Annotated in this window: 11 protein-coding genes; 4 read left to right on the top strand and 7 right to left on the bottom strand. The window is 69.0% G+C overall.

Annotated features, from left to right (window positions below):
• Window positions 1-43 precede the first annotated feature (43 nt).
• The 6 genes from AMOR_RS12340 to AMOR_RS12315 all read right to left on the bottom strand — a co-directional run bounded on the left by AMOR_RS12340 (window position 44) and on the right by AMOR_RS12315 (window position 9,066).
• On the bottom strand, window positions 44-934 hold the full coding sequence (locus AMOR_RS12340) for an NAD-dependent epimerase/dehydratase family protein (RefSeq protein ID WP_248361475.1): 891 nt from the start codon (window positions 932-934) through the stop codon (window positions 44-46).
• 90 nt (window positions 935-1,024) lie between these two features.
• The gene (locus AMOR_RS12335) at window positions 1,025-2,575 is read right to left on the bottom strand and encodes a glycosyltransferase (protein WP_248361473.1); all 1,551 of its coding nucleotides are present in this window, start codon (window positions 2,573-2,575) and stop codon (window positions 1,025-1,027) included.
• A 371-nt stretch (window positions 2,576-2,946) separates the two neighbouring features.
• Window positions 2,947-4,410, bottom strand: a complete 1,464-nt coding sequence (locus AMOR_RS12330) for a phosphomannomutase (RefSeq protein ID WP_248361471.1) — start codon at window positions 4,408-4,410, stop codon at window positions 2,947-2,949.
• A gap of 37 nt (window positions 4,411-4,447) precedes the next feature.
• A complete protein-coding gene (gene gmd / locus AMOR_RS12325; protein WP_248361470.1) occupies window positions 4,448-5,470 on the bottom strand; it encodes a GDP-mannose 4,6-dehydratase in 1,023 nt (340 codons plus the stop codon).
• Window positions 5,467-6,417 carry a GDP-L-fucose synthase family protein gene (locus AMOR_RS12320; protein ID WP_248361468.1) on the bottom strand — a complete coding sequence of 317 codons (951 nt, stop codon included), beginning with the start codon at window positions 6,415-6,417 and terminating at the stop codon, window positions 5,467-5,469. The genes gmd and AMOR_RS12320 overlap by 4 nt, the downstream gene beginning before the upstream one ends.
• Window positions 6,418-6,531: 114 nt before the next feature.
• Window positions 6,532-9,066, bottom strand: coding sequence for a tetratricopeptide repeat protein (locus AMOR_RS12315; RefSeq protein ID WP_248361466.1), 2,535 nt, complete (start codon window positions 9,064-9,066; stop codon window positions 6,532-6,534).
• 130 nt (window positions 9,067-9,196) lie between these two features.
• Between AMOR_RS12315 and AMOR_RS12310 the strand changes: the two genes are divergently transcribed.
• The gene (locus AMOR_RS12310) at window positions 9,197-11,389 is read left to right on the top strand and encodes a GumC family protein (RefSeq protein WP_248361464.1); all 2,193 of its coding nucleotides are present in this window, start codon (window positions 9,197-9,199) and stop codon (window positions 11,387-11,389) included.
• Window positions 11,390-11,855: 466 nt separating this feature from the next.
• A complete protein-coding gene (locus tag AMOR_RS12305) occupies window positions 11,856-16,466 on the top strand; it encodes a choice-of-anchor D domain-containing protein (protein ID WP_248361462.1) in 4,611 nt (1,536 codons plus the stop codon).
• A 137-nt stretch (window positions 16,467-16,603) separates the two neighbouring features.
• Here AMOR_RS12305 and AMOR_RS12300 read toward each other — a convergent pair whose 3' ends face one another.
• Window positions 16,604-18,046 carry a glycoside hydrolase family 55 protein gene (locus AMOR_RS12300; protein WP_248361460.1) on the bottom strand — a complete coding sequence of 481 codons (1,443 nt, stop codon included), beginning with the start codon at window positions 18,044-18,046 and terminating at the stop codon, window positions 16,604-16,606.
• A 535-nt stretch (window positions 18,047-18,581) separates the two neighbouring features.
• On the opposite strand from AMOR_RS12300, the gene AMOR_RS12295 reads away from it, so the two are divergent.
• Window positions 18,582-20,135: a lipopolysaccharide biosynthesis protein gene (locus AMOR_RS12295; protein WP_248361458.1), complete on the top strand. Its 1,554-nt coding sequence runs from the start codon at window positions 18,582-18,584 to the stop codon at window positions 20,133-20,135.
• Window positions 20,136-20,294: 159 nt separating this feature from the next.
• Window positions 20,295-21,443, top strand: coding sequence for an O-antigen ligase family protein (locus tag AMOR_RS12290; protein WP_248361456.1), 1,149 nt, complete (start codon window positions 20,295-20,297; stop codon window positions 21,441-21,443).
• Window positions 21,444-21,451 lie beyond the last annotated feature (8 nt).

The raw sequence follows: 21,451 nt of genomic DNA, 5'->3' as shown, positions 1-21,451 counted from the left end.
TCTCCCTCTCCCCCGCGCCCTCTCTGCGCGGGGGAGAGGGCGCCTACCCGCGCCACTCCCGGTACGCGTTCTCCGCGTCCTTCACGAAGGGCGGATGCTTCGGCGCCCAGCCGACGTCGACGCCGCGCGTGCTGATCACCACCTGATCCATCGCGAACGCGTCGGCCATCGGCCCCATCGTCTTCCGGGCCTCCTCGACGGGGGTCGCCTTCACGGCGCCGCCCTTCCCCGCCGCGCGGCTCGCGGCCGCCGCCGCCTCGCTCACCGCCGGCGACGCGCCGTCGACGCCGTGGAAGATCCCGCGCGCGCCCTTCTCGACGATCGCCCGGTACAGCTCGGCGAGATCGCTCCGGTGGACGAGCGCCCAGCGCTGGGCGCCGGTGCCGACGAACCGGGCGGCGCCCTCTTTCGTGGCCGAGTCGAACCACATGTTCACGAGGCCGCGCTTCTCGCCGTAGACCATGCCTGGCCGGACCACCGCGGTGTGGAGCCGGTCGGTCGCGGACTCGAGCACCCGCCGCTCGTGCGGCGGCCGCCACGCGACCGCCGCGGCGGGCCGGATCAGCGGCGACCCCTCGCCGGCGGGCGTACGCGTCTCGCCGAGCACCCAGACTCCGGACGTGTAGACCACCTGCATCGTGCGGCCGGACTCGCCGGCGGCCGCGAGCATCGCCTCGATCGCCTCGAGGTCCGCCGGCGGCCCGAGGCCGTAGTCCATGGCGGCGTGCACGAGGGCGTCGTGCTCGGACATCTGCCGCACGAGCGCGCGCAGCTCGCCGAGCGCGCCGCGGACCGGGCGCGCCCCGAGCTTCGCGACCACGCCGTCCTTCTCGCCGTCGCGGGAGAGGCCGGTGACCTCGTGCCCGCCGCGGACGAGCGCCTGGACGAGCGCACCGCCGACGTACCCGGTCGCCCCGGTGACGAAGACCTTCATGGAACCCTCCGTTCCGTTCCGGACTAACCCGGCCCGGAGGGCGGCGCACGCCTCGCGAGGAGCGGCGGACGGTCGCGCGACCGTGAGCCGCTACGCCGTCGCCTGGGTGGAGGCGGACGGCTCGCCCGGCTCGACCGGCGCCTCGGCTGCGCCGGCCGTCGTGGGGCGCAGGATCGCGATGAGCGAGAGCGGCGGGAACGGGAGCAGCTTGTCCACGAGCCGGAAGACCGGGGTGAGCGCGTTCAGGGTCAGGATCTGGAAGAGCCCGAACTGCTTGCGGCGCAGGACCTTCCCGTTCAGCCACCACGCCGGCCAGCCGACGCGGTTGAACCGGAGCACCTCGGCGACCTCGAAGCCGGCGTCCTTCGCGAGGCGGCGCAGCGTCTCCTCCGTGTAGCGGCGCTTGTGGCCGAGCACCTCGTCCAGCGTGCCGAGGAGCCCCGGACCGTGCGGGACGAGGATGATCGCCTTCCCGTCCGCCGAGAGGACGCTGCGGATGTTCCGCAGCGAGCCATGGTCGTCGTCGACGTGCTCGATCACGTTGAGGCACACGACGGTGTCGAACCCCCCGGGCACCTGCGGGAAGGAGTCGCCCCGGGTGACGTCGGTGAGCGTGACGTCGAGGTAGGGCCGGTCGACCGTGAGCCCGTTCAGGGTCTGGAGGTAGAGCGGGTTGATGTCGGAGGCGACGTACGTCTGTCGCGGGACGAGGCGGCGGGTGAGGTTGCCGGTGCCGCTCCCGATCTCGAGGACCCTCTGGCCGCAGAACGGGCGGATCGTGTCGGCCATCCAGGCGTTGAACCGCGGGGCGCGCGCGAGCCGGCCGAGGATCTGCGAGCCGTAGGCGTCGTCGGTGTAGACGCGGTCCGAGATGGCGAAGCGGAGGATCGCCCAGAGCGCCTTGAAGCCGTCGCGCCAGTTGATCTTCTTGCCTTCCTGGTACGTCCGGCCCGAGTAGCTGATCGGGACCTCGAAGATCCGCGCCTCGCGCTTCGCGAGCTTGATGGTGAGCTCGGGCTCGAGCCGGAAGTCGTTCGAGATGATGGGGATCGACTTCAGGAGATCCGTGCGGACGGCCTTGTAGCAGGTCTCCATGTCGGTGAGGTTCACGTTGGTCACCCAGTTGGTGAGGAACGTGAGGAACCGGTTCCCGAGCTCGTGGCGGAAGAGCAGTGCGCGGCGCGCCTCGGCGCCCGCGAACCGCGAGCCGAACACCGCGTCGGCCTGCTCCTCCACGAAGACCTTCACGATGCGCGCGAGGTCCTTCGGGTGGTACTCGAGGTCGGCGTCGTGGATGACGGTGAGCTCGCCGGTCGCCTCGGCGAGGGCGGTCCGGATCGCCCTGCCCTTGCCGCCGTTCAGGACGTGGCGGAGGAAGACCCACTCGATCTTGCCGCTCCGGCCGTGGCCCTTCAGCTCGACGCCGCTCTCGATGGGGCCGTCCTCGAGCCACTGGACCCCGCGCTGCTCCGCGAAGGCGCGGAGGACGGCGGCGGTGCCGTCGCGGGACGAGTCGTCGACGACGATCGCCTGGATGCGCTCGAGGTGTGGCGAGCCCTCGAGGACCTCGAGCCGCGCGAGCGAGGTCGCGACGAGGTGCTGCTCGTTGTAGACGGGGACGAGGACGGAGAGCGAGGTCATGCGAACGCAGGTTCTATCAGACGCTCACCGACGGCGGAACCAGGCGGGCCGGGGAGCGGCCGCTCGGCGATCCCGGTCGCCCTGGGCGCGCCCTTCGACTCCGGGCGCGGAGGGTGGCGACAGCGGACGGAGACCGCGCCCTACGCTCAGGGCGAACGGACGGAGCTCTCCCGTTCGCCCTGGGCGTAGGGCCGCTTCGGGGTCGCCCGGCCATCCCGGTCGCCTTGGGCGTAGGGCCGCTTCGGGGCCGCCGCCCCCGCCCATCCCGGTCGCGTTGGGCGTAGGGCCGCTTCGGGGCCGCCGCCCGCCCATCCCGGTCGCCCTGAGCGTAGCGGCCGCACAGCGGCCGCGGAGTCGAAGGACGGGCCGGACTACGCGCTCGCGAGCGCCTGCCGGAGTCCCCAGGCGCAGAGCTCGCGCGCCTTCTCCGGGGCGTCGCTCTCGGCGTAGCAGCGCAGCTCGGGGGCGTTGCCCGACGGCCGGAGGTGAACAACGTCGCCGCTCGCCAGCGTGACCCTCACGCCGTCCACCCGGTTCACCGCGGCGACCGTGCCGACGGGAGCGAGGAACCGCGCCAGGACTGCGGGATCGCCGAGCCGGTCCAGCAGGGTCCGGCTCCGCGCCGTCTCGAACTCCTGGATGCGGTCGCTGTGCGTGTACCGCCGCGGGAGGTCGGCGGTGACCGCGGACACCGGGCCGGACCGCTCCGCGGCGAGCGCGAGCACCGAGAGGATGGGCAGCACGGCGTCGCGCGTGGGCAGGGCGGCCAGCGCGGCAGCGCGATCCCCCGTGCGCACGAGGTCGCTGCCGACGAGGAACCCGCCGTTCGCCTCGTAGCCGACCACGCACCTCGCCCCGCCCCGGACGGCCTGCTGCATCGCCTCGATGACGTAGGGGGAGCCGATCCGCGTCCGCTCGACCCTCGAGAACCTCCCCCACCGCTCGACGGCCGTGTTGCTGCTCACCGGCGTGACGACCACGTCGGCGCCGGCGAACCCGGCGCAGAGCAGGCCGACCACGTCCCCGCGGAGCCACGTGCCGCGCTCGTCGGCGACGAGCGGCCGGTCGGCGTCGCCGTCGGTCGAGACGATCGCGTCGAGCCGGTGCTCGGCGGACCAGCGCCGCGCCTGGAGCTGATCGGCCTCGCTGACGGCCTCGGTGTCGACGGGGACGAAGGTGTCCGTCCGTCCGAGCGGCACGACGTCGGCGCCGAGCGCGGCGAGGAGCTCCTTGAGGAGGTCGCGCGCCACGCTGGAGTGCTGGTACACGCCGATCCGGCGCCCGCCGAGCATCCCGGCCGGGAAGAAGCCCAGGTACCTCCGCCGGTACAGCTCCCGGCCGGCGGGCTCGACCGGGCCGAGCGCCGGCGGGCTCCGCAGCGCATCCCCGTCGAACGCCGCGTCGTCCAGGTCGACGGTGGCCCCGGCGATCGCCGCCTCGTCGGCCTTCAGGATCTCGCCCTGCGCCGTGTAGAACTTGATCCCGTTCCGGTCGAACGGGATGTGGCTCCCGGTGATCACGATGGCGGGGACGCCCGACTGGATCGCGTAGTGGGCGAGCGCCGGCGTGGGGATCGCGCCGAGGAACACGACGCGCCATCCCAGGCTGTGGGCGGCGGCGGCGCACGCCGCCGTGATCCGCGGGCTGCTCGGCCTGAGGTCGTGCGCGAGCGCGACCGTGTGGGGTCCCCCCGGCGAGGACCGGGAGAGGTGCTCCAGGAACGCGAGGGTGTACGCGAAGCAGGCGCGGTCCGACAGGGCGTCGACCTTGCCGCGGACGCCGCTCGTCCCGAAGCCCACGCCCACGCGGGCGAGCTCACTCACTGCCAGCTTCATGGAGGCTCCGTGCTCGTATCGGAAAGCTAGGCCCGTCTCAGCCGTGCCGGGAGACCGCCGGGCCGGCTCCGGCGCGCAGCTCGCGCTCGGCGAGCTCCAGGTCGGCCTCCATCATGATCCGGATGAGCTCCTTGAAGCTCGTCCTGGGCTTCCACCCGAGCTGCTTCACCGCCTTCGAGGGATCGCCGAGGAGGTAGTCCACCTCGGTCGGGCGGTAGTAGCGCGGGTCCTTCTCGACGAAGTCGCGGTAGTCGAGGCCGACGTGCCCGAACGCCTCGTCGCACAGCTCGCGGACCGAGTGCGCCTCGCCGGTGGCGATCACGAAGTCGTCGCCCTTCGGCTGCTGGAGCATGAGCCACATCGCCTCGACGTAGTCCTTGGCGTAGCCCCAGTCGCGCTTCGCCTCGAGGTTGCCGAGGAAGAGCTTCTTCTGGAGGCCGAGCTTGATCCGGGAGACGGCGCGCGTGACCTTGCGCGTCACGAAGGTCTCGCCCCGCCGCGGCGACTCGTGGTTGAAGAGGATGCCGTTCGAGACGTGCAGGTCGTACGCCTCGCGGTAGTTCACGCCGATCCAGTAGGCGTAGACCTTCGCGCAGCCGTACGGGCTCCGCGGGTAGAACGGAGTCTGCTCGTTCTGCGGCGGCGGCGAGGCGCCGAACATCTCCGACGACGACGCCTGGTAGATCCTGGTGTCCTTGAGGCCGAGCTCGCGGGCGGCCTCGAGGAGGCGGCACGCGCCGAGGCCGGTGACCTCGCCCGTGTACTCCGGCACGTCGAACGACACGCGGACGTGGCTCTGCGCGCCGAGGTTGTAGATCTCGTCGGGGCGGAGCTTCTTGAGGAGCAGGTTCAGCGACGAGCTGTCGTTCAGGTCGCCGTAGTGCAGGAAGAGGCGGCAGCCGGGCTCGTGCGGGTCCTGGTAGACGTGATCGATCCGCTGCGTGTTGAACGAGGACGAGCGGCGGACGATGCCGTGGACCTCGTAGCCCTTCTCGAGCAGCAGCTCCGCGAGGTAGCTGCCGTCCTGGCCGGTGATGCCGGTGATGAGCGCCTTCTTCACTTGATGTTCCCCCGGTTCTTCTCGAACCACTCGACCGTTTCCTTCAGGCCTTCCTCGAACCCGATCCGCGCCTTCCACCCGAACTCGCGGAGCGCCCTCGAGGTGTCGAGCATGCGCCTGGGCTGCCCGTTCGGCTTCGAGGTGTCCCAGACGATCTCGCCCTCGAACCGGCAGGCCCGCGCGACCATCGGCACGAGGTCGCGGATCCTGATCTCGAACCCGGCGCCGAGGTTCACGGGCTCGGACTTGTCGTACCGCTCGGCGGCCGCGACGATGCCCTCGGCGGCGTCCCGCGCGTGCAGGAACTCGCGCGAGGCCGAGCCGTCACCCCAGACGACGATCGTCTTCTCCCCGCGCTCGCGCGCCTCGACGCACTTCCGGACGAGCGCCGGGATCACGTGCGAGCTGTGCAGGTCGAAGTTGTCCCGGGGGCCGTAGAGGTTCACGGGGAAGAGCACCACCGAGTCGAACCCGTACTGCTGCCGGTAGGCCTGGCTCTGGACGAGGAGCATCTTCTTCGCGAGGCCGTAGGGCGCGTTCGTCTCCTCGGGGTAACCGTTCCAGAGGTCCTCTTCCTTGAACGGGACCGGGCAGAACTTCGGGTACGCGCAGATGGTGCCGAGGGCGACGAGCTTCTTCAGGCCGACCTGCCGGCCCACCTCGATGAGCTGAACGCCCATCATGAGGTTGTCGTAGAAGAACTTGCCCGGGTTGTCCCGGTTCGCCCCGATGCCGCCGACCCGCGCCGCGAGGTGCAGCACCAGCGTGGGCTGCGTGTCGCGGTAGAGCGCGCGGACCGCGGCCATGTCCACGAGGTCGTAGTCCTTGGAGCGTGGAACGAAGATCTCCCGCGCGCCGCGGCGGCGGAGCTCCTCGATGACGAAGGAGCCGAGGAAGCCGGCGCCGCCGGTGACGACGATGCGTTCTGTGGGCCAGAGAATTGCCATATGCGGCGACACCTTACGCAGACGCCCGGGGTCTCTTCAAGCGCAAGCGGACGGCGCCCCGCCGAGCGGCGGGTCCCGTCGGGTTCGAGGCGACACGGACGGGTGACCCGCGCGTCAGCGGCTTCCGGCCGGTGCGTCCGCCGCGGGGCTCACTGCCTGCTTCACGCGCGCGGTCTTGAGCGCGTCGATCCACTCGTCATACTTCCCGGCGGGGACAGCCGGCTTGTGAGAGGCGAGCTCGAGCGCCTGGATGGCGTCATCGAAGCGGCCGGCCTTCGCCGAGATCCGGGCGAGCGTCTCGAGCGGCCAGGGGCTGTCCGGAACCGCGTCGCGCGCATCGGCGATCACCCGGAGCGCCTCGCCGTACCGCTGCTGCCCCTCGAGCGCCTGCGCGATCCGGATCTTCTTCGTCATGATGGTGGGGGGATCGCGTGCCAAGATCTTGTCGAAGGTGGTACGCGCCAGGGAGAACTGGCGCTTCTGCATGAGGTGGAGGCCGAGGGGATCGAGAAGCTCCACGCTTCCCGGGAACCGCGCCGCCCCCCCCTGCAACTCCTGTATCGCCGCGTCGCCATCGCTCGCCGCGTCGAGGGCGCGCGCGGCGAGGACGAACCCGGCCGGATCGAGCGGTGCCGCCGCCTGGAGCTGCCGCGCGAGGGCGAGGGCTTCGTCTGCCTCGCCGAGATCGAGCGCCACCGCGATCAGACCGGAGAGAGCGTGCGGGTCGGCGTACTGCTCCCAGCCGCGTCGGAACGCCTCCCTCGCGCCGTCCCAGTCGTCGCGCATGATCCAGCCGGCCGCCAGGAGACCGGCCGGCGTGTCCGGCGCGATTTCCAGCAGGTCGCGCGCGCGAGGGAAGAACGGATACGCCTCCTTCAACGCGTCGCCGTCGCCGAGGATCGTCGCGAGCCGGTACTCCCGCTTTGCAAGGACGGTGTTGCCGCGGAAGACGTAGCACTGAGCCGCCCCGCGATGAGGTGCGAACGCGGTCGGGTTTCGCTCCATCGCGCGCGTCAACCAGGGCTCTGCCTCGTCGCAGCGGAGCACAGCAGCGAGCTTCGTGCCGACTGCGGCTGGCGTGACCCAGTCCGCCGGGTGCCACGGGAGGACCTCGCGCGCGATGGCGATCGCGTTGTCGGGCGTCTCGGCGCTCACCACCCGCTCCGCGTCGCGCTCGGGCGGATGGAGCGCGTACAGCGAGACGCCCAGCGCGGCGAGGCCGAGCGCGACGAGGGCGAATGCGCGAATGGCCAGGCGGGGGACGCGCACGGACGGCATGTCCCGCGCCGCGATCGCCAGCACGATGATGAAGGGAATCGCCACGCCGGAGATCTCGAGGGAGAAGTCGAAGACGTTCTGCGCCACGACAGCGCCGGCCGCGGCGAGCGCACCGACCATGGGGCGCGAGATCTCCCGCCGCCGCGCCGCGGCGAGCCACGCCCATGCGAACAGCGCGATCGCGAGGGGTCCGAGAATGACACCGAGATCCACCGGGACCTGCAGCCACTCGTTCTCGACGTGAGTGAAGGTGGCGAGGAGCGGGTCCCACTTGTACGAGGGAAACACGTTCGCGAAAGCGCCGCGCCCGATCCCGACGAGGGGGTGGTCGCGGATGACCTGGAGCGCCGAGGGCCACAGGGCGAGCTTCACCTCGGTCGTGGACGCCTCGCTGACGGTCCGCATCTCGGCGACGATCCGGTCGAAGGCGAGGAACGCGGCGAGGCCGAGCGCGACGGAGATCGCGACCGGTAGGACCGCGCCGGACCGGAAGAGGAGCGCGCGGCCGACGGCGCGGGGGCCCCGCCGCACGGTCTCGCGCCAGCTCACCGGCGGCGGCGCGTTCTCCGGGGCGTGCGCGCGCCGTCCCGCGCGCGCGTAGAGCGCGAGGAACAGCCCGGCCCCGATCACGAACGCGCCGATGCCGCCGCGGGACAGCGACAGGAAGATGCCGCTCGCCGTGAATGCGAACGCGAGAAGCCAGCCGACCCGCGCCGGCCCGCGCGCGCGGAAGGCGAACCCGAGCGCCGGCCATGCTGCGAGCTGCAGGAATCCCGCGAGGTGGTTCGGGTTCACGAACGGGAAGCGTGGTTCCAGGAGCGGCTGCGCGCCGGCAAGTCGCGCGCCGTACACCGCCGCCACCACCGCCGGCCCGGAGAGCGCGAGGGCGCGGAGAAGGAGGTCCCGCCCGCGCCGCTCCGCGGCGACGATCGCCGCCGTCGCCGCGATCGCGGTCCAGGTCGCCGTCTTCGCGAGCTCGAGCGCCGTCGCGCCGGGATCGAGCGACAGAGGCCGCGCGGTCCCGAGGAGGCCCACGCTCCCGAGGTGGCGCTCGAGCAGCGTCGCGCTCTCGCGCGAGAGGAGCCGGACGATCGCGAGCGGCAGCGGGACGAGCTGGAGCGCAACCGCCAGCGTGAGGAGGGCGGCGCCGGCGACGAGGAGCGGCAGCTCGATCGCGGAGATCGGCTCCTCTTGGCGCCGCCCCGATCGGCGGCGCAGCGTCGCGAGGAACAGCGCGCCAGCGGCCGCGAGCGCCGACACGGCGACGGTCGGGAGATCCACCCCGCCCCGGGCCAGCGCGTTCCCGGCGACGAGCGCGCAGAGCACGAGCGCCGCGCGAGACGGCCGGGAGCCGGGGTATCGGTGGGGCACGGGCGCCGATGCTATCAGCGGAGCCGGGCTCCGAAAAAGGGACCCCCAGGCTCGACGCGACCCGCCCGATCCCTCTAGACTCGCGCACGTTTTCCCGCGGCCGTCGCCGCGCGCCGAACGGCAGGAGCCCATGCCCCCGACTGCAGATCCGCAGGGACCCGTCCTCCGCGAGGAGGGTGATCAGCTCGACCTGCACGCGTACTGGCGCGTGCTCCTGCGCAGGCGCTGGACCGTCCTCGCCGTGTTCGCGGCGGCCGTGCTCCTCACGCTTGTGGTTACGCTCCGCCAGACCCGGATCTACGCCGGGACCGCGACGCTCATCATCGAGCTGCAGGCGCCGAAGGTCCTGAACAACAAGGACGTGCAGGACGTGGTGGAGACGGGCACCAGCAGCTTCTGGTCGTCGAAGGAGTACTTCGAGACGCAGTACAGGATCATCACCAGCCGGGCGGTCGCGCAGCGCGTCGTGGAGAAGCTCCAGCTCGCGCAGGACCAGCGGTTCCTCGGCCTCGACGGAATGAAGGACGAGGCGAAGCTCAAGGACGCTCTGCAGAAGGTCGATCCAGTCGAGACACTTCAGGAGCGGCTCTCCGTCGTGCCAGTGAAGGACTCGCGCGTCGTCCACATCATCGTCGAGGACCGCGATCCGAAGTGGGCGGCCACCATCGCGAACGCCGTCGCAGACGCCTACATCGCCGAGAGCCTCTCGGTCCGCTCGACGACGACCCAGAGCGCCTCCGACTGGCTCGAGCAGCAGCTCGCGGATCTCGAGGCGAAGCTCGCCCAGAGCGCCGACGCGCTCTTCGCGTTCAAGCAGTCGCACGACATCGTGTCGACGACCTGGGAGGACCGGCAGACCGTCGTCACGCAGCGCATCGCGGCGATCAACGACGCACTCACCAAGACCCAGGTGCAGCGGGCGACGCTCGCGGCCAGGAACGAGCTGCTCGCGAAGACCGTCGAGGGGCTGAAGGAGGACCCGCAGGCGGACGCGACCGTCCTCTCCAACCAGAACATGGCGATCCCGGAGCTCAAGGTCCGCTACCTCGACGCCAAGCTCGAGTGCGCCGACGTCACGAGCCGCTACCTCGAGAACCATCCCAGGGTCGAGGCGTGCGCCGCCAAGATGGCGGCGGCGCGGCAGAACCTCGACCGCGAGATCCAGAACACCGTCGGCGCCGCGCGGCGCGAGTACGACGAGACCGTGGAGGCCGAGCGGAAGCTCGGGCAGCTCCTGGAGCGCGCCAAGGCCGAGTCCTTCGGTCTGAACCAGTTCGAGCGGGAGTACCTGTCGCTCAAGCGCACGTACGACAACAACCAGCGCCTCTACGAGATGGTGCTGCAGCGGCTCAAGGAGACCGGCGTCACCGGGATGCTCCAGATGTCCAACGTCCGGGTGCTGGATCGGGCCGAGCCGCCCGAGTGGCCGGTGCGTCCGCGGCCGGTCCGTAACCTCGCCCTCGCCGTCCTCCTCGGCCTCGCGGGCGGCGTCGGGTTCGCGTTCCTCCTCGAGTCGCTCGACACGACCATCACCACCCGCGAGCAGATCGAGGAGCGGCTCCGGCTGCCGTTCCTCGGGATCATCCCGCGGATCGAGAAGGCCGCCGACCACAGCCCCGAGCTCGCGGTTCATTCCGCACCGACCTCCGCGGCCGCGGAGTGCCTGCGGTCGATCCGGACCAACCTCCTCTTCATGTCACCGGAAAAGCCGCTCCGGACGATCCTCGTGACTTCCAGCGGCCCCGGCGAGGGGAAGACCACCACCGCGGCGGCCCTCGCCGCCACGATGGCGAACAGCGGCAACCGCGTCCTGCTCGTGGACGCGGACATGCGCCGCCCGCGCGTGCACAAGGTGTTCGGCGTCCCGACGGGCTCGGGCCTGTCCTCGCTGATCCTGGGGGATGGCTCCCTGGACGCGTCGATCGTCCGGACCGACGTGCCGAACCTCGACGTCCTCCCCTGCGGGCCGGTGCCGCCGAACCCCGCCGAGCTGCTCCACACCGCGAACTTTGCGACGCTGGTCCAGGAGATGTCCCGCCGCTACGACCGCGTGGTGATCGATTCGCCGCCGGCCGGCGTGGTCGCGGACGCGATCGTCATCGCGACGAAGGTCGATGGCACCCTCGTCGTCGTGAAGGCGGGGCAGACCTCGCGCGACGTCGCCGCACGGACCGTCCGGAGCCTCGCGGACGTGAAGGCGCGCCTGTTCGGCTCGGTGCTGAACGAGCTGGATCTGCAGGACCGCCGGTACGCACAGTACTATTACTATCGGTCCAGCTACTACCGGGAAGACGAGCCCGGCTCCAGCGCCAAGGTGGCCTGATCCGCTCCGGCGCTCGCGCGCCGTCGCCAAGAGCGGCCGTCGTGACGTTCACCTGACGTGAACCGAGCGTGTTTGCCCCGAAGGGGCGTAAGCGCACGCTGACGCTCGCCGCGCTCTCTCCCAATCCCCCGGGAATCCTTGCCCTGTGGACTCGGCGCTCCTGCGCCGCGTCCTGCGTTCACGGGTCTCGCCCAGGGTGTACCGGTATCGGGCGACATGCCGTCTCCGCACGGGGCCACCAGTTTGCCCGCGGATAGGGAGGCGCGCGCCCGGCCGCGCGCCTGCAGGCACCGAAGAGGGAGAGTCCATGACGAGGAGTTCGTGGGTTGCGGCGCGCGTCGCCGCAGTCGCAGCAGTGTTGTCTCTCGGCGTCGCAGACGCCCGCACGACGAGCACGAGGGAGGGAAGCAGGATCGAGCCCGATCCCGCTCCGACCGCGGTCCAACCCGCCGGCAAGAAGGGCCAGATGCGGAGCATCACCGCTGCGGACCGGAAGGCGGCTGCCCAGCGCGCCGCGGCGGCGCGCGCGGCGGCAGCCGCCGCAGCGAAGAGCGCCAAGACCGCGCCGTCGCTGAAGGCGATCAGCCCGACCAGCCGGCTCGCGGCGCAGCCAACCACCACCGCGTCCGCCCTCGGCCCCGCGCCCGTCGGCGCCGGCATCGACTACCTGAGCGGCCTCACGCCGAACTACGCGAACAGCCCGCTTCCTCAGCTCGACGCGAGCGGCGCGGTCGTCCCGGGCACCGGGCTCCGCAAGTTCGTGGACACGCTGCCCGGCCTCGGCCTCCCGGGCTGCGATCCGGCCACGAGCTGCAACGCGAACGACCTCGGCCAGTACATCCCGGTGGCCGCGCCGAAGCCCGCGCCGCCCGGCGTGCCCGCGGACGGCGACTACTACGAGATCGGCCTCACCGACTACGCCCAGCAGCTTCACTCCGACCTGCCGCCGACGAGGCTCCGCGGCTACCAGGACCTCAACGGCGGGACCGGCAACCACTACCTCGGGCCGGTCATCATCGCGAAGAAGGGCCGCCCGGTCCGCATCAAGTTCTCGAACCTGCTCGGCACCGGCGACGCCGGGAAGCTCTTCATCCCGGTGGACAAGAGCCTCATGGGCGCCGGCATGGGTCCGCTCGACGCGAACGGTAACGCGTGCGATCCGATGACCCAGTCGTGCGCGAGCTACACCGAGAACCGCGCCGTGCTCCACCTGCACGGCGGCGACAACCCCTGGTACAGCGACGGCACCCCGCACCAGTGGTTCACGCCGGCCGGCGAGCAGACCGTCTTCAAGAAGGGCGTGAGCTTCCACGACGTGCCGGACATGCCGGATCCGGGCGACGGCTCCGCGACCTACTACTATCCGAACGGGCAGAGCGCGCGGTTGATGTTCTACCACGACCATTCGTACGGCATCACCCGGCTCAACGTGTACGCCGGCGAGGCCGCCGGCTACCTGCTCGTGGACGACGTCGAGGAGTCGCTCATCGATCGCGGCGTCCTGCCGAACCTCGGCGGCGTGTACCGGTACGGCATCCCGCTCATCATCCAGGACAAGACCTTCGTCGCGGGCGCGCCCGCCGATCCGGTCGCCGGGACGTCGGCCACCGGCACCTACGCGACCGATCCGACCTGGCCGTACGTCGTCCCGACCTCGAAGGCGGGCGATCTCTGGTTCCCGCACGTCTACATGCCGAACCAGAACCCGTACGACCTGAGCGGCGCGAACGCGATGGGCCGATGGGACTACGGCCCGTGGTTCTGGCCGCCCGTCACGCAGCTCACGAACGGGCCGCTGCCGCTCGTCGGCGACGGGCTGAACGGCTGCCCGGTGGGCGAGGTCTGCCAGGTGCCCGGCACCCCGAACCCCACCACCACGCCGGAGGCGTTCCAGGACACGCCCATCGTGAACGGCACCGCGTACCCGGTGCTCGACGTCGAGCCGAAGGCCTATCGCTTCCGGATCCTGAACGCCGCGAACGACCGCTTCTGGAACCTCCAGCTCTACTACGTCGACCCGGCGCACCCGACCGAGGTGAAGATGGTCGACGCCTTCCCGCGTCCGAGCTGCAGCGCGACGGTTGCGACGAACTGCGTCTGCAGCGCGACGGCCTCGCCGGCGGGCTGCTTCCCGTCCACCTGGCCGACTGACGCGCGCCAGGGCGGCGTTCCCGACCCCGCGACCGCGGGCCCGTCGATGATCCAGATCGGCACCGAGGGCGGCTTCCTCCCGAAGCCGGCGGTCGTCCCGCCGCAGCCGGTGAACTACGTCTACAACCGCCGCGACATCGTGGTCCTGAACGTCGCGGAGAAGTCCCTCTTCCTCGGCCCGGCCGAGCGCGCCGACGTGATCGTGGACTTCTCGAGCGTGCCGCCCGGCTCCGAGCTGATCCTCTACAACGACGCGCCGGCGCCGGTGCCCGCCATCGACCCGCGGTACGACTACTACACCGGTGATCCGGACCAGACCGACACCGGCGGCGCGCCGGCGACGCTCGAGGGCTACGGCCCGAACACCCGCACCATCATGAAGTTCCGGGTGAAGGGAACGCCGGGCGCGCCGTTCGACCTCGCCGCCCTGAACGCCGCGTTCGCGACCACGGCCGGGCAGGCGGGCGCATTCGTGCAGGCGCAGGCGCCCATCGTCGTCCCGCAGTCCGCGTACAACTCCACCTACTCCGCGACGCTCAAGGACAACTTCGCGCGCATCCAGAGCACCTCGATGACGTTCACGCCGCTCTCCGGCGGCGCGCCGATCACGATCCCGCTCCAGCCGAAGGCGATCCACGAGCTCTTCGAGCTCGACTACGGGCGCATGAACGCGCTCCTCGGCGTCGAGCTGCCGTTCACCGACTTCTTCACCCAGACGACGATCCCCTACTACTACCCGGATCCGGCGACCGACATCATCAGGGCCGGCGAGACGCAGCTCTGGAAGATCACGCACAACGGCGTGGACACGCACGCCATCCACTTCCACCTCTTCAACGTCCAGGTGGTGAACCGCGTCGGCTGGGACGGCGCGATCCGTCCGCCCGATCCGAACGAGCTCGGGTGGAAGGACACCGTCCGGATGAACCCGCTCGAGGACTGCATCGTCGCGATCAAGCCGATCCGGCCGTTCGCGCCGTTCCCACTCGAGGACAGCATCCGGCCACTCAACCCGGCGGTGCCGCTCGGCTCGACCGCGGGGTTCACGGGGATCGACCCGACGAACAACAACCCCATCACCGTCGTGAACGAGGTGAAGAACTTCGGTCACGAGTACGTGTGGCACTGCCACCTCCTCGGCCACGAGGAGAATGACATGATGCGGCCGGTGATCTACCAGGTGCCGCCGGAGGACCCGACGGACCTCGCGGTCACGTGGACGGGGAGCGGCAACGTCCTCACGTGGAACGACAACTCGGCGAGCGAGACCTCCTTCACGGTGTCGCGCGGCCTCGACGCGAGCTTCGCGAGCGCGACGACGTTCAACGCACCGCCGAAGCCGGGCTACGGTTCGACTGTGACGTTCACAGACTCATCGGCGTCGCCGACCACCGGCTACTGGTACCGCGTGAACGCGTCGGGTCCGAACGGCACCTCCAACTGGTCGAACGCGGTCCAGATCGGGCCGCCGCCCGTCGCGACGGTCTCGCCGACGTCGATCGCGTTCGGGAACCAGCAGGTCGCGACCGCGAGCGTGACGAAGACGGTCACGCTTTCGAACACGGGGTACGGGACGCTCGCCGTCACGAGCGTCTCGGTGGGTGGAGCAACCCCCGGTGACTTCGCGCTGACGAACGGCTGCGGCGCCGCCGTCGCTCCCGGGACGAGCTGTACGCTCGGCGTGACGTTCAAGCCGGCCACGTCGGGCGCACGGGCAGGGATCCTCAGCATCAACAGCAACGACCCGGTGAACCCCGTGCTGACGGTCTCGCTGAGCGGCACGGGTCTCAGCGTGACGCTCACGGCGGACAAGCCCAGCCCGCAGGTGGTCGGGACGCCCGTGACCTTCACGGCGCAGGGGCAGGGCGCGTCCGGCTACCAGTACCAGTTCTTCATCCGCGCCTCGACGGCGACGACGTGGACGATGGTGCAGGACTGGAGCACGACGTCGACGTGGACGATGCCCGCCACGACACCGATCGGCAGCTACACGGTGGTGGTTCACATCCGCACCACGACGTCCGGCAACTTCGAGGCGCAGACCTCGGTCGGGTGCAACCTCACGTCAGCGGCGGCGACGGGCGTAACGCTCACAGCAGACAAGCCGAGCCCGCAGGTCACCGGCACTCAGGTGACGTTCACGGCGGCCGGCCAGGGATCGTCGGGGTACCAGTACCGTTTCTGGTTCTACAACGGCGTCACGTGGGCGATTGCACAGGACTACGGGGTCGCTTCCACGTGGACACTCCCGGGTAGCACGCCGGCAGGGACCTACTGGGTGCAGGTCGACGTTCGTACAAGCACTACCGTCATTCGCGACGCGCTTGCGACGATGAAGTACGTCATCGCGAATGTGCCTGCGACAGCGGTGACGCTCACGGCGAGTCAGCCGAGCCCGCACATCGCCGGAACGCCCGTCGTCTTCACCGGCATCGGGTCGGGCAGCACCGGATACCAGTACCGGTTCTGGCTGTACAACGGCACGAGTTGGTCCATGGTGCAGGACTACGGAATCGGTTCGAGCTGGACCATGACTGCATCGACGTCGCCGGGCTCCTACGCAATTCAGGTCGATGTTCGTACGACCACGACCGTCGTTCGCGACGCGGCCACGTCTATGAGCTACGCCATCGTCCCGCCGCCCGCGACGACCGTGACGCTCAGTGCCGACTCTCCAAGCCCGCATGCGACCGGTACTTCGGTGGTGTTCACGGCGACGGGCTCCGGCTCCTCCGGTTACCAGTACCGGTTCTGGTTCTATGACGGGACCACGTGGAAGATCGCACAGGACTACGGCACCGGTTCCACCTGGACGCTCCCGGGCTCGACCCCGCCGGGCACGTACGCAGTGCAGGTAGATGTCCGCACCAGCACGACGGTCGTTCGCGACGCACTCGCGACGATGAACTACGTGATCGCTCCATAGCGAGCAGTCGCAGCGGGTCGGGGGGATGCGGACGAAGACGCATCCCCCCGACACTTGTTGCCACGCGAAACGCTGTTGCAGAAAGAGGTCCGACGGTCCCCGAACATCGACCGCGCGCCCAATGGAAATCGCCGGGTCTACCAAGATGCGACAGGCGTCCGTTTCCATGAGCTCGGTGCCACGCACACGTACAAGAACGTCGTGTCTGCGCTCCATTCACCTGGATTGCACGAAGACGTCGAAGTCCTCGGCACGGCGACGAACGTCGCTAGAGGCGCCCCAGCCGAATCGCTCGCGGGGCGCCGGACCGTCGACGCAAACCTGAGCTGACCGGTATCTGCGGCGCGCCACAGAGCACCGGCCGAGCCCGTCTCAAGCGGATGGGCCGCCGTCATGTCCGGTCGCAGCGCAGCACCCGACAAGATCACGGTTTCCGTCCCCGAGCCGGTCTGGCCTTCGCGCCCGAGCCTCACGCTGCCGTCACTCTGCGTGGATTGTGGGTGCGAAGCGTCGCCAAGGGACATATAGCCGTCAACGCTCGGCGAGAACAGCCGCGCGTATCGGCTGTAGTGCGATGTTGCGCCCATCGAAGGTGAGACGGTTCCATCGCTCCAGGCAACTCTCCCGTTCAGGATCACCTCACCCTGGATGAACCTTTGGATGGCTGTTGGAGGCGAATTCACCTCGACCGTTACGTCCGAGCTCGCAACGGTGTCTATGGACACGCCACTCCCTACGACCGAGCCGCCGGAGGTGATCAGAATGCCTTTTCGGTCGTGGACGTCGAGATAGCCATCCGACAGCCATATGCGCGTGCCGTCCACGACGAGCGCCCGCTTGCCGAACGCGGACGAATCCATGAGCGAGAAGTCGCTCAAGAAGAGAGCGGTCGTGTAGCTCGGCCCGTACGAGGCTCTGAAAGCGGCACCGCCTGCGCCACGACTGACGAATCTCCTGAAATGGATGAACGACGTCGGGGCAGCCTTCGCGGAAGTCACGAAGACGTTGTCTCCACCAAACCCGAACACGGACAGATTCTGAAAATCGAGAAAGAATGCTCCGCACACTCGGAGCCCATCGGCGATGGTCGAAGTGTCGCCGTGCAGCGCGACGTCCGCCACGCCTCCAAAATAGATACCTGCGCCGCAGTCGCCGAACTGCAGGACGGGAGCGCGCGGGTTGGCCGGCCGAAAGATGGTGCCGGCCTCGCCACCCTGGGTGCGAGTGGAGCCCACGCCGGAACCGCGGAGGTACACGCCGCCTCTGGAAACCGTCAGGTTGAACCGGTACACCCCGGGAGGAAAGGTGATCGTTCCCCCTCTGGGCCCCAAGGCGGCGTAGGCGGCTTCGACGGCATGGGTGTCGTCGGTACGCCCGTCCCCGGTCGCGCCGAAGTCGCGTACGTTGAGCGCGTCCGCAAATCGATCTCTCAGCGTGCGGGCGGTATTCGAGTGCGCAGCAGTGACAAGCCACTCATTCGCGTTGGTCGTAGAGGAAGGTGCCTCCGCGCGCGCACGGACGTTGGCGAGCGCAAGTGAAGACGCGGCGAGTAGACGCAACGTGGTGTGGATGTGGCGCATGACTAGGTTCCTGAGCCGCGATGCGAACGGTACCAGTCGCACGAGAGGGCGACGCCCATGGAAGCTCGCGGGGGTTGTGGAAGGCGATCGACGAGCGACCGGATGGCGCGGCGGAATTCGATCGCACGGAGTCGGCGAGCGGGTGACGGCGCGAGACACGCAGCGCCAAGCGATGTTATCAGCAGCTGGTCCGCGGAGAAACCGTGCCCGGGACTCGACGGCGCCCGGCGATCCCTCTAGACTCACCCGTCCTTCGCCTCACTCGGCGGAAGGCAGCGACTTCGAGCCGACGGTGCTGTCACCAACTTCATCCCAGGGATGTGTCGCGGCCGACTGACGCTGAACCGGTCGGACGTGTGTTGAGCGCTCATGTCGCGTTGCGATCGGCGCCTCGGCGGAGCGGTGCATTCGCCCGGTGTTCAGGATGGTGGGCTGGAACGTCGCGCCCCTCGAGTCGCCTCGGGTGGCTGGGCTTCGCGGCAGCGGTCGCGTGGCTTAGAGCGTTGGTGGCGCTGGATCGTGGAGAGATGAGGACGTGACGGGCCAGTGCCGTGCAGTGCCGGATCTTGCGCCGCGGCAGTTCGGCAAGAACCTCGCGGTCAACATCGCCAGTCTCGGCACGAGCACACTCGTCGGCTTCTTTCTGGCGCCGTTCCTGGTCAGGAAGCTCGGGGTAGCCGGCTACGGTCTCGTTCCACTCACATACAGCATCGTCAATTACCTGTATGTCGCAAATGTGGCGCTCAACGCCGCCACGGCGAGGAACATCTCGATCGCGCTAACCAGAGGCGATCGAGCTCAGGCGATCGACATCTTCAGCACGGCACTGTGGGGCTCCCTGGCTCTCGGCGTCGTGCTCCTCGTCATCGGTGTCGGCCTGTCGTTCAGCGCCCCGTCGCTCATCAGGATACCTGCCGGGTTCGAGCCGGATGCACGCGTCCTGCTCATGGCTGCGACCGCAAACTTGGTTCTAGTGTTGGTCTCCTCGCCCCTTTCCGTCGCAATTTACTATACGAATCGGCTCGATAAGAAAGGCCAGATCGAAATCGTAAACAGAGTCGTGAACGTGGGACTCGTGGTCTTTCTCGTCACCGCCGTGTCCGCGCGTCCGGCGATGGTCGGGCTTGCGTTGCTCGCGAGCGGGATCGTGAGCCTCCTGCAAACGGTCACTTGGTTGATGCGGCGAATGCCATGGCTCAAGCCTCGCCTCATGTTCGATCGCGAGGTGTTCGTGGACCTGCTTCAGTTTGGCGGCTGGTCAGTGGTGGCGTTCACGGGAAACATGGTGTTCCTCACGATCGACGTCATCTTGGTGAATCGGCTGATCGGACCAGTCGAAGGTGGCATCTACGGCGCGCTGATGCAGTGGCCAACGATGATCCGTGCACTTGCGACCACCGTGGCTAGCGTGTTTTCACAGCCGATGGCCCACATCTATGCGAAGGATGGTCCGGAGGGCCTCAGCCGCCATAGCGTGCGAGCTGTTCGAATTCTCGCGGCGGTCGTTCTGGTTCCCACCGTCGTCGTGGCTGGTAGCGCGAGGCCGCTGTTGAAGCTCTGGCTCGGTGAAGCGATCGCGCCTTGGTGGCCGCTGCTACTGCTGGTCATCGTGCACCTGGGCTACAACCTCGCGACCATGCCCCTCGTTACGGCGCTCCAGACGGTCCGGAAGGTGCGCGCGATCGGTATGATCACGTGCCTGGCGGGGGTACTCGACGTTGGCCTCGCGGTCCTAGTGGTTCGGACGACGACACTGGGAGCCTACGGCGTCGCCCTCGCGAGTGCGGCAGCGTTCACCCTCCTCGGCGCAGTCCTGATGCCGCTCTATGCAAAGACTGTCTTCGGGATTCCCGCACGAGCGACCTTCTCGCCGGTTGTGAAGGCGGCGTCGCTCGCAATCGTCGGCGCACTTGTCGGCAATGTGATTTCCGTCTCGTGTGGGGTGTCTGGGTGGCGGCAGTTGTTGGCATTGGCCAGCGCCCTGACTGCGACAACGGCAGCGTCGTCGTTCTACTTCGTGCTGTCGGCCGCTGACCGCGACTCGATCAGGCGGATGCTGGCCGAGAGTATGCGGGGTCTGAAGGCATGACCGACCAAACGTTACACCGCAGCTCCTCGAGTCGTGTGCCGCAAGCCACCCCCGTGTTCGCGTGAACACGCGTGACGTAGGCAAAGTATGATGCCGACCCGATCTCCCTCATTCGTACGGTGGCCGCTGGTTCTCGGGCTGACCGTAGCAGCCGCACCCGTGACAAACAGCCAATATGCCCAGTTCGCCCTGTTGGCGGCTGCGGCGCTGTACGCCCTGCGCGCGCTGCGTGGAGGCACGATTCGACGGCCCAGTTCGGTGGAAGTGTTGTTGGTGCTCTTCGCCGGGTATGCCATTGCATCGATCCTCTGGCGTGATGTCAGCAGTGGCGCGTCCGCTACCACAATCTTCGTCGAATACGTGGGGCTCGCGGCCGCATTTATCGTCGTGGTGCGGACCTCGGGAATCCGATCGAACTGGTACTTCCTCGCAACCTGCTACATCGTCGGTTGCTGCGTCGATCTCATCCTGATCTTCTCGGCGTTCAAGAGCGGAACGACCATCGACTCTGCTGGTCGCTACGGGTTGGCGAACGTCAACTCAAACTACACGGCGTACTCGCTGGTCAGCGGAGTACCACTGTTAGTGCTTTTGTACTGGCGCCGGGCGAGGCGTCGCCTTGCCTCGAGCATTGCGCTGATGGTCGGGATGTCCACCTTCGGCCTCGGTATCGGCCTTACCGGATGTCGTGGTGCGACGGTCGCATTTCTGCTGTGCGTCTTCGTCATAGCGGCAAGAGGCCTGAAGACCCGTCCGCTAGCCGGAGGGTTGTTCACCGCCTCGATGGCGGGCGTCCTCGTGGCCGGCTGGTCGCACGTCGAGGATGTCCTGCCTTCGCGTCTGTTCCTGGATGCCAGCAGTGCGGAGGATCTGTCGTCCGGGCGGTTCACTCTTTGGGAGCGGGCGCTGGTCATCTTCGGGCGAAACCCGCTGCTCGGTAGCGGCGCAGATTCCTATCCCTGGCTGTCCGAGGATGGCATGCACGCCCATAATGTCTTCCTGAGCGTCCTGGCGGAGCTTGGGATAATCGGACTCCTGCTGCTGGTGGTGGCGCTTGCCCTGCTATTTCGCAGTTACTTCAGGTCCTCTGCTTCGAAGTCAGCTAGATCGGCTGCTCTCATGCTCGTGTGTACTTGGCTCGTCATCGCGGGTACCGGAGTGTGGCAATACGCGTTGCCCGCGTGGATTATGTTCGGGTTGTTTGTGACCATTCCGCGGGACGATGCAGAGTTCACGGTAGCGGACGGAGAACTTACCGCGCGCGACCGTTCGCTCGGATGGCGCCTCCGCAATCCGACAGCTTCATAGCCGAAGGA

The organism is Anaeromyxobacter oryzae, assembly GCF_023169945.1.
Taxonomy (GTDB): Bacteria; Myxococcota; Myxococcia; order Myxococcales; family Anaeromyxobacteraceae; genus Anaeromyxobacter; species Anaeromyxobacter oryzae.
The sequence above is the reverse complement of the archived record's forward strand: the minus strand, read 5'-3'. Positions and strand labels throughout refer to the sequence as shown.